The following is a 12,124-nucleotide window of genomic DNA, read 5'->3' on the forward strand; positions in this document are numbered from 1 at the left end:
AGGGCGCAGCACGGTGTCCGGGTCAGGCCTGGGGTGTGTCCGGCTCCGGGTCCTCCAGCATGGAGGCGCGCAGGTGGGCGAGGATGCGGGTCAGCAGGCGCGAGACCTGCATCTGCGAGATGCCGAGCGCGGCGCCGATCTGCGCCTGGGTGAGCTCCTCGCCGAAGCGCATCCGCAGCATCCGGCGTTCCCGGTCCGAGAGCTGTTCGAGCAGCGGCGCGAGGGTCTGGATGTCCTCGACCCGCTCCAGGGCAGGCTCCTCCTCGCCCATGACGTCGGCGAGGGTGTGGCCGTCGGTCGAGCCGTCGCCGCGCTCCGTGTGAGGGGCGTCCAGGGAGCCGGTGGTGTGGCCGTTGGCGGCGACGAGACCCTCTATGACCTCCTCCTCCGTGAGGTCGAGGTGGCCGGCGAGGTCCGCGACCGTCGGCGCGCGGTCGAGGGCGGTGGTCAGCTGCTCCTTCGCCTGGGCGATGTCGATGCGCAGCTCCTGGAGCCGGCGCGGGACGCGCACCGCCCAGGAGGTGTCACGGAAGTGCCGTTTGATCTCGCCTGTGATGTACGGCATGGCGAGGGTGGCGAATTCGTTCTCGAGAGCCGGGTCGAACCGGTCGATGGCCTTGATCAGGCCGATGGCGCCGACCTGGACGAGGTCCTCGATGTCGCCTCCGTCACCCCGGCCGCGGAAACGGCGGACGGCGTACTGGACGAGTGAGGCGTTCATCTCTATGAGCGCGTTCCGGACGTACTGGTGTTCCGGCGTGCCCTCGGGCAGTTCGCGCAGCCGCCGGAAGAACACCCGTGACAGCTCCCTCGCATCTGCGGGAGCCACCTCCCTGGGCTCCTCGATCCGCGGCAGGTCCGCGATCCGGGCGGCGTGGCTGTCGCGGCGCGGACGGGGAACGACTGCGGCGGTTTCGGAACTGGAGGACGGGGCAAAGGCGGGCATGGGGTTCGCTCCTTGGGCTTGTCGGCTTGCGGCGCGGGACCTTGACTGCCGTAGATGGTGGTCTCTTTCAGCTTGTACGTCAAGAATTGCCGGAAATGCGGCCGTCCGCTTACACGCGCGCACGCGCGCGACCGGCGGGTCTGGTCCTCCTGTGTGAACAGCCTTGTGCGGGGCCCCTGGGCGCCCCCAGTCTGAGCGGACGGCTCAAGGGGGGATTCGACCCGAATGCTCAAGACATGGCATGGATCACAGGGGTTGCGCAGATCACATGGATTGCGCAGATCACACGGGTTACATGGGTCACATGGATTACGGCGGTCGGGATTGCGGCGGTGCGGGGCCGTCCTGGCCCTCGCCGCGGCACTCGCCCTCGGCGCGAACACCGGGGCCTCGGCCGCGAGTCCGCCCGAAGGGACCGTCCGGTACGCCGGAGCGCCAGGAGCCGTCGCCGGCAGCTACCTCGTCCTGTTGGACCCGGCCCGCGCCGGCGCCCGTACGGCACAGGGCCGGTCCGTGGTCACACGCTTCGGCGGCACGATCCGCCGGACCTACGACGCCGCCCTCAACGGCTACTCCGTCGAACTGTCGGAGCGCCAAGCCCGCCGGCTCGCCGCGGACCCCGCCGTCGCCGAGGTCGCGCAGAACCGGAGACTGCGGCTCGACGCCACCCAGCCGGAGCCGCCGTCCTGGGGCGTCGACCGGATCGACCGGCGCAGGCTCCCGCTCGACGGGAGCTACACGTATCCGGATTCGGCCGGGCAGGGTGTGACCGCGTACGTCATCGACACCGGCGTCAACATCAGCCACCAGGACTTCGGCGGGCGCGCCTCGTACGGGTACGACGCCATCGACGACGACTACGAGGCCGACGACCTGCACGGGCACGGCACGCACGTCGCCGGGACCCTCGCGGGCACGACGTACGGCGTCGCGAAGAAGGCGAAGCTCGTGTCCGTCCGGGTGCTCGACTGGTCGGGCCAGGGCACCACGGAGCAGGTGGTCGCCGGGATCGACTGGGTCACCCGCAATGCCGTGAAGCCCGCCGTAGCCAACATGAGCCTGGGCGGCGACCCCGACGACGTGCTGGACGCCGCCGTACGGAACTCCATCGCCTCCGGCATCACCTACGCGGTCGCAGCGGGCAACCAGAGCGCGGACGCCTCCACCCACTCCCCCGCCCGGGTGCCCGCGGCGCTCACGGTCGGGGCGACCAACGACCGCGACGCGCGCGCCTCGTACTCCAACCACGGGCCCCTGGTGGACCTGTTCGCCCCGGGCGACTCGATCACCTCGGCGGTCTTCTGGGGAGACGACTGGAGCACCGCCATGTCCGGCACCTCGATGGCCTCCCCGCACGTGGCGGGCGCGGCCGCGCTCTACCTCGCCGACCACCGTACGGCCACGTCCGCCCAGGTCGCGGGAGCCCTGACGGCGGCGGCCACGACCGGATCGGTGATCGACCCCGGACCGGGCTCGCCCGACCGGCTCCTGTACGTGGGGACGGCGCCGAACCGGGTGCCCGGGCCGCGCTTCGCGAACACCTCGGACTACCCGGTCGAGGACCTGGAACCGGTCGAATCCCCGCTCACGGTCAGCGGGATCCCCGGGCACGCGCCCGCGCAGCTGGACGTGGAGCTCGACATCAGGCACCCGGACTCCGGCACCCTCCAGGTCGATGTGGTCGCGCCCGACGGCACGGTGTACCAGATCAAGGACAGCTACACCGGCTGGGGCGAGGCCGACTTGCGAGGGGTGTACGCGATCGACGCCTCGTCGGAGACCGCCAACGGCGTGTGGAAACTGCGGGTGTACGACGCCTTCGCGGGCTACACCGGCTACGTCGACGCATGGGCCCTGCGCTTCTGAAGGTCCGGCTCCGGGTGACGGCCCAGGGGTGTCCGGCGGATCAGGGCCGGGCCTGATCCACCGGACGCCCCTGTCCCCGCAGCGGGTTCGGGAGGGGGACGTAGCGGGCGGCCGCGCCGTCGGCGCGGGTCCAGCGGAGCAGCAGATTCGTTTTGGCCGGGAGGGAGGGGGCCGAGAGGAGCTCCGCGATCTCGGGCAGGCCGTGCTCCGCGTCGTAGCGCAGGAACTCCTCGCGCACCGCAGGCCACACCCCGGCGGCCGTGCCCGGATGCGCCTCGGCGAGGGCCCCCGCGACCTCCGTGAGGTGGTTGACGACCAGGCAGTAGACCAGCCGCTGCCAGGCGGCCGCGCGCTCCGTCTCCGGCAGCAGCTTCACCCCCTCCGCGTCCCGGAACAGCGCCTGTACCGGGACGCCCTGGGCGTCGACCGCCACGAGGGTGTTCTGCAGGTGCGCCTCCAGTACGACGCCGTGCCGGGCGAACAAGTCCAGTACGGGCGGCACGACATGGCGCAGGTACGCCCGCCACCAGCCGGCCGGATCGGCCGTCGCGGCCAGCGGACTGCCGGCGAACCCCTCCGCGAGCGCGGCGGACGCGAGCGGCGTGGCCCCCGGCTCCAGCTGCGCGTGGAGTCCGTCGCGGACCAGGACGGCGAGTTCCTCGAAGGCGAAGGACGCGGTCCGGTAGCCGCGGTCGGCGAGCCAGACCGCGTTCGACCCGCGGCGCCGCAGATCGGCGAATCCGGCCGCGACCGCGGCGTCCGTACGGCGCAGCTTCAGCAGGTCGTGCCGCCACAGCCGGCGCACGTCGTTGGTGATCCGGACATCCAGGCTGAACTTGACGAAGAGGTCCGCCTCACCCGGCACGTACAGCGTGCGGATCGATGCCGTCGGCCGGACCGTCCGGCGGCCCGGGCCCAGGCGCAGCAGCCGCCCGTCGGCGAAGGCCGTGCGCAGGGCCGCCGAGCCGCCGGCCAGGTCCAGCTGCCAGGGATGCGCGGGCAGCAGCCGGTATCCGGCCGGCGGGCGCGGCCCGTCGAGCAGCCCGGCCAGCGCGTCGATCGCGTCGGCGGCGGCCGGCCCGCCCTCCTCGGCCACCTGGTCCTCGCGCAGCCCCAGGAAGACCAGCGGGTGGCGGGCGTACGCCTCCGGCGCGTACGGAAGCCAGCTCGCGGCGGGCGCGCCGCCCCGCGCCTTGGGGGCGGGGTGGTACGGGTGTCCCATGACCAGGGACTGCTCGGAGAGGACGTACGGGTCCTGCGGGGGCGCGGCCGCGGCGCGGGCGGCCAGCAGCGCGGCGACGGCCTCGCGGCTGTCGGCGATCTCGACCGGGAGCTCGTCGTTCGGGACGCCCGTGTACCGGTGCAGTTCGTCGGCGGTCAGTTTGACCAGCTCGGTGTGGCTGAGCGGATGCCAGCCGTCCGCCGTGGGCAGCTCGGGGCGCAGCGCCCGGCGCGGGCCCCGTACGCGCAGGAGCCGGCCGCTGCCGCGCAGCCGGTGGACCGACCAGCCGTCGTCCGGCGCGGTGGAGAGCTCCTCGGCGGGGTCGGCCGCTTCCCGCAGCAGGCAGTTCAGCAGGGGGGTGGCGGCGTACGCGTCGGCTGCGGCGTTGAGGTCCACGGATTCCATTCGGTCCATCCCAAGTGCCGGGGTCGCGGGGCGTACCTCCGGCCGTGATCTTCAGTATCCGCGATGATGACGTGATCATCACGTCACCCTTGAGAGACCCGTGAGAGTCCCGTGAGAGGAACAGGGCCCTGCACCCCAGCATGAACCTCCCCGCCTCCCCGGCCGAAGAGGCCGTGTCCGCCGAACTGGCCGAGGTGCGCCCAGCCCTCGGTTCCGCTTACGGCGCCGCGCTCGACGGCGCCCGGGCCGCCGTGCTGACCCGGCTCTGGCGGGCGCTGGCCTTCGAGCCGCTGCCGTGGGTGGAGCGCCGCGAGCGCGGGCCCGGCGGCCTGACGCTCCGGCTCTCCGGCGGCAGCCGCCTGGAGGGCCCGCCGCCGGACCCGTACGCCACCGACCCGTACGTCCACGAGGTGCTGCTCGACGGCATCCCGTACCGGCAGGCCGGGCGGCTCGTGGCGGCGCTGGGGGTGCCGCACGGGGACGCCTTCGCCGCCGAGCTGGACGACAGCACGGCCTCGCTCGCGCTGTCCCGGGCCGGGCAGCCGGCCGCGCAGGAGGCGCCTGCGCAGGCCGCCTGGGAGTGGGAGCAGCGGGTGGTCGACGGCCATCCGTACCACCCCAACTGCCGCTCCCGTCCCGGATTCTCGGTGGCGGAGCAGCTGGCGTACGCGCCGGAGCACCGGCCGCTGGTCGAGCTCGGGCTGGTCGCCGTACGGGCCGAGGAGTGCCTGGTCACGGGCGCGTGGCCGGCCGGGCTGCGGGACGGTGGCCGGCTGCTGCTGCCGGTGCACCCGTGGCAGGCGGAACACGTCCTGAAACAGACGGGCCGGGGTGCGGCCGGGGCGATGCGCCCCGGCTTCGCGGCGCATCCCCTGATGGCCCTGCGCACCCTCGCCCCCGCGGCGGGCGGCGCACACGTCAAGACGGCGCTGAGCACCCGGCTGACCTCCTCCGTGCGGGACATCTCGGAGTACTCGATCGAGACGGCCGCCGCGGTCTCCGCCTTCGCGCAGGCCCTGTCGGAGCGGCTCGACGGGCAGCTGCACATCACCCGCACCCTGGGCGCCGCGAACGCGCACAGCCCCGACCTGGCGGCGGTGCTGCGCGAGCCGCCCGAGGTGTACGCGGACGCTGCGGCGGGCGAGCGGGTCGTACCGGTGGCGGCGCTGGGCGGGGCGCCGTTCGCGCGTTCGGCGGCCTGGCGGGCCGAGTTCGCCCGCCTCGCGCTCTCGGTGTGCCTGCGGGTGCTGGACCTCGGGGTGGCGCTGGAGGCGCACGGCCAGAACCTGCTCGTCGTGCTGTCCGCGACGGGGGCCCCGCTGCGGCTGGTCTACCGCGATCTCGCCGACATCCGGATCAGCCCGGAGCGGCTCGCCCGGCACGGCCTGCCGGTGCCGACGCTCTCGGGCAGGCTGGTCACCGACGACGTGACCGTGCTGCGGCGCAAGCTGTTCGGTTCCCTGCTGACCGGGACCCTGGGGGCCACGGCGGGCTCGGCGGCGGCCTTCGGCGAGGCGCTGGCCGAGGCCGCCGGGCTCCCGGCCACCGCCGACACCGAGGCCCTGCTGACGGCGCCGCTGCCGACCAAGGCCCTGACGCTGATGCGGCTGAGCCCCGGAATCCCGGGCGACCAGTGGGCGGAGCTGGACAATCCGCTGGCCGGGGCCGACGGGCGGGGGCGGGCGGGATAGGGTCCGAGGGCATGAAGGAGACTTCGGACCTGAACTCCGTACGGGCGTCGTACGACGCCGTCGCCGTCGACTACGCCCGGCTCCTGGGCACGGAGCTGGCGCACAAGCCGCTGGACCGGGCCATGTTGGCGGCCTTCGCCGAGTGCGTGCGCGGCGACGCGGGCGGCGCGGCCCGGGCCGTCGCGGACCTGGGCTGCGGCCCGGGGCGGGTGACGGCCCATCTGGACGGGCTCGGCGTACGGGCCTTCGGCGTCGACCTGTCCCCGGCGATGGTCGCGGTGGCCCGGCGGACCTATCCGGGGCTGCGCTTCGAGGTGGGCTCGATGGCGGCGCTTGACGTGGCGGACGGGGTGCTCGGCGGGGTGCTCGCCTGGTACTCGACGGTGCACACCCCGCCGGGGGAACTGCCGCCGCTGTTCGCGGAGTTCGCCCGCGTACTGGCGCCGGGCGGCCACCTGCTCATCGCGTTCAAGGCGGGCGACGAGAAGATCCGGCTGGAGCACGCGTACGGACACCCCGTCGAGCTGGACGTGTACTGGACCCCGCCGGAGCTGATCGCCGGCCTGCTCGCCGGGGCGGGCCTGGAGGAAGTGGCCCGCCTGGTGCGGCAGCCCGCGGACCAGGAGAAGTCCCCCCAGGCCTTCCTCCTGGCCCGCAAGCGCTCCTGAAGCGTCCGGCCAGCGGCTCTGGGCAGCCCGGCTAGCGGCTGCCCTCCAGCACCTCCAGCCGCTGCTGGGTCAGCCGCAGGAGCCTCGGTTCGAGGCTCGGCAGGGCGCGCAGCAGGCGGACGAGTTCGGGGCCGGAATCGCGGGCCGCCGCCTGGTCCTTGAGCTGGGTCCAGCAGTACAGGGCGCCCGCCGCGGCCGCGAGGACCTCGGGGGCGTCCGGCGCCTGGTGTTCCAGGCGGGTGTGCCCGGCGTTGATCCAGAGCTGGGTCGCCGAGCGGTAGTTTCCGGCCATCCGGGCGAGGTCGGCCCGGATCTCGGCCCAGTGGGTGGCCTCGGGCGAGGTGTGGCCGTGGGTCTGGAGTACGTGCTGCTCCCAGGCCTGGGCGAGGGTGGCCGCCTCCTGGTGCCGGCCGCCGGAGGCGAGGGCGTGGATGTGCGGGCGCGGGTCGGGAACCTGCTCCTGCGGCGCCTGCTGGGCTGCGGACGCGCTGAGTTCGCGCGTGGCGGGCAGGACGAGGGTGCCGGGCGGCAGGGCGGCGGCTCCGACGGCGAAGGCGTGCAGTTGCAGGTTGGCGGGGCGGGTGGGACTGCGGCGCAGCTGGTCGATCCAGTGCCGGGTGTACGCGCTCACCTGCTGCGGCCCGCCGGCGAAGGCGGGCGGCACGACCACCCCGTACACCTCGGCGGAGGGTGATGCGGGCAGGCTCCCGTACTCCTGGAGCACCGGCCAGGCGGACTTGTCCGCGACGAGGTCGAGCACCACCGTGGTCGGGCCGGTGGGGCGGGCCGCGAGCTCGGTCCCCAGCCAGTCCCACGGCAGGGCCGTGTAGCGGACGGTGGAGGCCGTGGTTCCCGCGAGCGCGAGGTGCAGGCCGTGCCCGCGGCGGTCGAGCGTGAGCCGGCCGGAGAGGTAGACGAGCAGCGGCCCGGGGGTCGCCGCGGCGGCGCGCAGCCGCATCAGCACGGTGTTGGGATCCCTGACCCCGTCGAGGTACGTGGTGTCACTGGGGACGTGGCTGTTCAACAGCGCGGACGCCGGCAGCACTCCGAGCGCGGCCAGATTCGCACTGGGCGCGACCTGAACGGCCCGCCGCCGTACGGCGGCGTCGCCCGCTATGAGAAGAACATGCCCCCGCTGCTGCCTGCCGGCTCCGTCGATCTGCATGGGCAGACCGTACTCACCTCACGGCCCCGTCGCAGCCCAGGGGTTCGAACCGTACCCTTGCGCTCCCCCGCCACCCGTCTCGTCGGGCACCTCCCGAGTACCCCCGGACCCGCCGCCCGTCGGCAGTCGAACCACACGACGAGACGCACGCCCTCGTCGCGTGGGCCGTTCGGGGGGCAGCGCAGTCCCCCTGGGCCCGCCTTCGCCGCGATCGGGCCGGGCGATGGCAGGAAGGAGGGATGAGCCTCCACCGCCGCCAGTTGCTCGGCAGCGCTCCCGCAGCCGTGCTGGCCGCCTTCACCGTCGCGGCGGCGCCCGCCCGCGGCCCCGACTGGGCGGCGCTCGCCCGCGGGATCGACGGGCGGGTGGTGCTGCCGGGCGACCCCGACTACCCGGAGGCCCGGCAGCTGTTCCAGCCCCGCTACGACACGGTCGCGCCGGGCGCGGTGGCCTACCCCGCGCACGCCGCCGACGTGGCCGTATGCCTGGACTTCGCCCGTCGCTCCGCCGTCCCCGTCGTACCGCGCGGCGGCGGCCACAGCTACGCCGGCTGGTCCACCTGCGCCGGCGGGCTCGTCGTCGACGTCGGCGCCATGGCCAAACTCGCCGTCGATGGGGCGGCCGGCGTGCGGATCGGCGCCGGAGCCCGGCTCGGCGACGTCAACCGGACCCTCGCCGCGCAGCGCCTCGCCGTCCCGACCGGCCTGTGCCCCACCGTCGGGATCGCCGGACTCACCCTGGGCGGCGGGCTCGGCCTCGCCTCCCGCGCCCACGGGACCACCTCCGACGCCCTCACCGGCGCCACCGTCGTCACCCCCGACGCCGTCGTGCGCGAGGTCGACGCCACCCGTGACCCGGGGCTGTTCTGGGCCCTGCGCGGCGGCGGGGGCGGCAACTTCGGCGTGGTCACCGAGTTCCGCTTCCGCACCCACCCGGCCGCCGACTGCGCCTACGCCGAACTCCACTGGCCCGAAGCCGACTCCGCAGCCCTCCTGCGCGGCTGGCAGCGCTGGCTGGCCGGCCTCCCCGACCCGTTCTGGAGCCAGGTCGAGTTCCTGATCGAAGCCGGCCCGGCCCCGGCCCCCGCCGTACGCGTCCTGTGCTTCGACGGGCGCGCCGAGCTGGACCGGCAGCTGACCCGCCTGTCCGACCTGGTCGGCAGGCCGCTGCGGGACAGCTGGACCGTCGTACGCAGCTACGAGGAGACCCTGCGGGCCATGTCGGGGTGCCTGGAGCAGAGCGCCGCGCAGTGCCATCTGCCCGGCACCCTGCCCGGCCGCACCCCCGAGGGCCGGACCGGCCGGGACTCCTACGCCGGTCGCTCCGACTTCTGGGGCGGCGCCGGGCTGCCCGACGCGGGCGTCGCCGCCGTGCTGGCCGCCGTACGGGGCTACGGGCGGACCGTGCCGGCCGGCGGGCTCGGAGTCGTCCAGTTCACCGGCGAATGCGGCGGGGCGGTGAACCGGCCGGCGGCGGCCGACACCGCGTTCGTGCACCGCGACAGCGCCTTCCTCACGCAGTACCTCGCCTACTGGCCCGCCTCCGCGACGCCCGCGCAGGTGGCCGCGCACCAGCGCTGGCTCGACGGGCTGTGGCAGGACCTGCGCCCCTGGGCGGGCGGCCGCGCGTACCAGAACTACATCGATCCCAAACTGCCCGCCTGGCGCGAGGCGTACTACGGGCCGAACCTCGCCCGCCTCGAAGAGGTCCGGCGCGCCTACGACCCGGACCGGCTGTTCCGCTTCCCGCAGGCCATCTAGAGGAGCTCGACATGCGACGTACGTTGACCGTGGCGGCGGCGACGGCCGCCCTGCTGCTGCCGGCCGGACCGCTGCCGGTGGCCGAGGCCGGGAGCGCCCTGCCACCGCCCGGCCGGTGGTCCGCCAGCGAGGCGGAGACCTTCTGGACGGCCGACCGGATGGCGTCAGCGGCCCCCATGACCCCTGCGTCGGCGGTCGCGGCCACGGACCCCGGCACCGGCCAGGACTTCGACGGGATCCCGGTCGTCGGCCGGATGTTCGTGATGAAGGGCGGCGGCGCGTACTTCTGCACCGCGAGCGTGGTCGCCTCCCCCGGCCGCGACCTGGTGCTCAGCGCGGCGCACTGCCTGCTCGGCACCGACGCCCGCCAGGTGGCCTTCGTACCGCTGTACACGGCGGACAATCCGCAGCCGTACGGGATGTTCCCGGTGCTGCGGGCCGCCGACGGAAAGTCCAAGGTGTGGATCGACCCCCGCTACAAGAGCCTGGGCGCCGACAAGGGAGCCACGCTCGACGTGGCCTTCGCACAGGTCGGGCCGGACGCCGACGGGTTCCCCGTCGAGGACGTGGTCGGCGGCAACCGCCTGGTCACCGGCGCCGGTTACGAGCACGCGAAGGTGTCGCTGATCGGCTATCCGGCATCGGCCGCACGCCCGCGGCTGTGCGTGAACCGTACGACCAAGTTCACCAGCAGCGATCCGGGGATCCCCGGATCGTTCCTGCGGATCGACTGCACCGGGTACCCGGGCGGGACCAGCGGCGGCCCCTTCCTGAAGAACTACGACAAGGTGACCGAGACCGGGGACGTCGTCGGGGTCATCGGCGGCTGGAAGACGGGCGGGGACACCGCCGACACCTCGTACAGCTCGTACTTCGGCCCGGAGATCAAGAAGTTGTACGAGCAGGCGGTTGCCGGGGCAAAGGCGGCGTGAGCACCCGCACCCAGCGGGTGCGGCGGGGGTTGCCCACCGAGCGCGGGGTCGCCGGGATCCCGTCGGCGGTCAGCTGGTCGGCGGGCGGCAGCCCGAGCTGGCGGCGCAGGTCGGCGAGGGCGGCGTGGACCGGGGCCAGGAGGACCTCGGCGCGCGGATGGGCGTGCGCGAGCGCGTGCGCGGTGGTCTCGATGGTCTCGGCGGCGTCCTCGGCCGCCGTACGGCTCCACCCGCCGGGCTCGGCGGAGCTCCAGGGGGCGACGGCGTCGTAGAGGTGGCAGGCGGCATCGGCCGCGGCGTCGGCCCGTTCACCGACGCCCGGCGCCGCGATGGTCGGCAGCAGCTCCATGCCGGGTCAACGACCGAAGCCCCCGCGGGGAACGGAACGTACGGCGGGCCGCCGGTTCGGCTCTGCCTTTCGGCTTCGGCTCCGGCTCCGGCTCCGTCAGCCGGCCACCGTCTGCAGCCAGAGCGGGAGCAGCAGCAGGGAGACCACCGAACTCTTGATCACCAGTGAGGCGGAGAGGTCCACGCCCACGTCGTAGCGCTGGGCGAAGACGAACAGGTTCTGCGGGGTGGGCATCGCGGCGATCAGGACGAGGTACGTCAGCCACTCCCCCCGCACGCCGAACAGCACCCCGCACACCGCCCAGGCCAGCAGCGGGAAGGCCAGGCACTTGAAGGCGATGAGGGCCATCTCCTCGCGGGAGGTGCCCCGGACGTCCAGCCCCACGCCGCCGAGGTGGAGGCCGAGGGCGAACAGGGCGATCGGCGAGGCGCTGTCGCCGACGAAGGAGGCCCCGTCCAGGACCACCTTCGGGAGGTGCACCGAGAGGAGGTTGAGTACGATCCCGGCGTTGCAGGCCAGGACCACCGGGGTGGCGAGCGAGGCGCCGACGGCCCGCGAGAGCCGCTGCCCGGGGCCGCCCGCGGCAGGGCCGGCGCGGCCCAGCTCCATGATGGAGATGACGACGAGGGAGAGCACGCAGACCTGGAAGAGCAGGACGGGGAAGATCGGCGCGGCCGTCCCGAAGAAGGTGATGAACACGGGGACGGCGAAGTAGGCGGTGTTCACCTGGACTCCGGCCATCACGCGCAGCGCGACGTCGCGGGGATCCCGTATGCCCCGGGCGCCCGAGGCGAAGGATATGACGAGTACGGCGAGTGCGGCGGCCGCGGCGTAGGCGCCGATCGCGTGCCAGTTGAACAGGGCGCCGAGGTCGCTGCCGTAGATGTTGCCGAAGAGGTAGCAGGGGACCGCGAAGAGGAAGGCGTAGTCGGCGAAGGCCTTGGAGGCCTCGGCCGGGACGGCTTTGCGGCGGGCGAGCAGTACGCCTCCGCCGAAGGCCAGCAGCACCGGTACGAGCTTCTCTAGTGCTGCTGCCGTGCCCATGCGTACCGGCTCCCCCGTGATCGACCGTGAGCAGCGTACTCCTGCCTTCCTGGAGCGCCCGCGGAGCATAGGCTGG

General features: G+C 74.1%; 10 protein-coding genes. 5 read left to right on the forward strand and 5 right to left on the reverse strand.

Annotated elements, in window-relative coordinates; genetic code table 11:
- Positions 1–22 precede the first annotated feature (22 nt).
- Complete coding sequence (locus IF02_RS0104895) at positions 23–946, reverse strand: SigB/SigF/SigG family RNA polymerase sigma factor (protein ID WP_078621876.1); 924 nt, start codon at positions 944–946, stop codon at positions 23–25.
- 225 nt (positions 947–1,171) lie between these two features.
- On the opposite strand from IF02_RS0104895, the gene IF02_RS0104900 reads away from it, so the two are divergent.
- Positions 1,172–2,812 (forward strand): S8 family serine peptidase, encoded by a 1,641-nt coding sequence (locus tag IF02_RS0104900; RefSeq protein ID WP_078621877.1) that lies wholly within the window; start codon positions 1,172–1,174, stop codon positions 2,810–2,812.
- Between the two features lie 40 nt (positions 2,813–2,852).
- Here the strand turns inward: IF02_RS0104900 and IF02_RS32160 are convergent, their stop codons facing one another.
- The gene (locus IF02_RS32160) at positions 2,853–4,448 is read right to left on the reverse strand and encodes an IucA/IucC family protein (RefSeq protein ID WP_037835504.1); all 1,596 of its coding nucleotides are present in this window, start codon (positions 4,446–4,448) and stop codon (positions 2,853–2,855) included.
- A 131-nt stretch (positions 4,449–4,579) separates the two neighbouring features.
- Here IF02_RS32160 and IF02_RS0104910 point away from each other — a divergent pair, with 131 nt between their 5' ends.
- Both IF02_RS0104910 and IF02_RS0104915 read left to right on the forward strand, forming a co-directional pair.
- The gene (locus IF02_RS0104910) at positions 4,580–6,130 is read left to right on the forward strand and encodes an IucA/IucC family protein (protein ID WP_030153993.1); all 1,551 of its coding nucleotides are present in this window, start codon (positions 4,580–4,582) and stop codon (positions 6,128–6,130) included.
- An 11-nt stretch (positions 6,131–6,141) separates the two neighbouring features.
- On the forward strand, positions 6,142–6,798 hold the full coding sequence (locus IF02_RS0104915) for a class I SAM-dependent DNA methyltransferase (RefSeq protein WP_030153994.1): 657 nt from the start codon (positions 6,142–6,144) through the stop codon (positions 6,796–6,798).
- A 31-nt stretch (positions 6,799–6,829) separates the two neighbouring features.
- Here the strand turns inward: IF02_RS0104915 and IF02_RS0104920 are convergent, their stop codons facing one another.
- Positions 6,830–7,963 carry a hypothetical protein gene (locus tag IF02_RS0104920; protein WP_030153995.1) on the reverse strand — a complete coding sequence of 378 codons (1,134 nt, stop codon included), beginning with the start codon at positions 7,961–7,963 and terminating at the stop codon, positions 6,830–6,832.
- A gap of 239 nt (positions 7,964–8,202) precedes the next feature.
- Here IF02_RS0104920 and IF02_RS0104925 point away from each other — a divergent pair, with 239 nt between their 5' ends.
- Both IF02_RS0104925 and IF02_RS0104930 read left to right on the forward strand, forming a co-directional pair.
- Positions 8,203–9,723: an FAD-binding oxidoreductase gene (locus IF02_RS0104925; RefSeq protein ID WP_030153996.1), complete on the forward strand. Its 1,521-nt coding sequence runs from the start codon at positions 8,203–8,205 to the stop codon at positions 9,721–9,723.
- Positions 9,724–9,734: 11 nt separating this feature from the next.
- Positions 9,735–10,655, forward strand: a complete 921-nt coding sequence (locus IF02_RS0104930; protein WP_030153997.1) for a S1 family peptidase — start codon at positions 9,735–9,737, stop codon at positions 10,653–10,655.
- Here IF02_RS0104930 and IF02_RS0104935 read toward each other — a convergent pair.
- A complete protein-coding gene (locus IF02_RS0104935) occupies positions 10,609–11,004 on the reverse strand; it encodes a hypothetical protein (protein WP_051695781.1) in 396 nt (131 codons plus the stop codon). The genes IF02_RS0104930 and IF02_RS0104935 overlap by 47 nt on opposite strands.
- A 96-nt stretch (positions 11,005–11,100) precedes the next feature.
- The gene (locus IF02_RS0104940) at positions 11,101–12,048 is read right to left on the reverse strand and encodes an AEC family transporter (protein ID WP_030153999.1); all 948 of its coding nucleotides are present in this window, start codon (positions 12,046–12,048) and stop codon (positions 11,101–11,103) included.
- Positions 12,049–12,124 lie beyond the last annotated feature (76 nt).

The sequence above is a fragment of the Streptomyces sp. NRRL S-244 genome (assembly GCF_000717915.1).
Taxonomy (GTDB): Bacteria; Actinomycetota; Actinomycetes; order Streptomycetales; family Streptomycetaceae; genus Streptomyces.

Coding starts and splice junctions, on each gene's coding strand:
- IF02_RS0104895 (WP_078621876.1), bottom strand. CDS start 946: ATGCCCGCCTTTGCCCCGTCCTCCAGTTCCGAAACCGCCGCAGTCGTT.
- IF02_RS0104900 (WP_078621877.1), top strand. CDS start 1,172: ATGCTCAAGACATGGCATGGATCACAGGGGTTGCGCAGATCACATGGA.
- IF02_RS32160 (WP_037835504.1), bottom strand. CDS start 4,448: ATGGACCGAATGGAATCCGTGGACCTCAACGCCGCAGCCGACGCGTAC.
- IF02_RS0104910 (WP_030153993.1), top strand. CDS start 4,580: ATGAACCTCCCCGCCTCCCCGGCCGAAGAGGCCGTGTCCGCCGAACTG.
- IF02_RS0104915 (WP_030153994.1), top strand. CDS start 6,142: ATGAAGGAGACTTCGGACCTGAACTCCGTACGGGCGTCGTACGACGCC.
- IF02_RS0104920 (WP_030153995.1), bottom strand. CDS start 7,963: ATGCAGATCGACGGAGCCGGCAGGCAGCAGCGGGGGCATGTTCTTCTC.
- IF02_RS0104925 (WP_030153996.1), top strand. CDS start 8,203: ATGAGCCTCCACCGCCGCCAGTTGCTCGGCAGCGCTCCCGCAGCCGTG.
- IF02_RS0104930 (WP_030153997.1), top strand. CDS start 9,735: ATGCGACGTACGTTGACCGTGGCGGCGGCGACGGCCGCCCTGCTGCTG.
- IF02_RS0104935 (WP_051695781.1), bottom strand. CDS start 11,004: ATGGAGCTGCTGCCGACCATCGCGGCGCCGGGCGTCGGTGAACGGGCC.
- IF02_RS0104940 (WP_030153999.1), bottom strand. CDS start 12,048: ATGGGCACGGCAGCAGCACTAGAGAAGCTCGTACCGGTGCTGCTGGCC.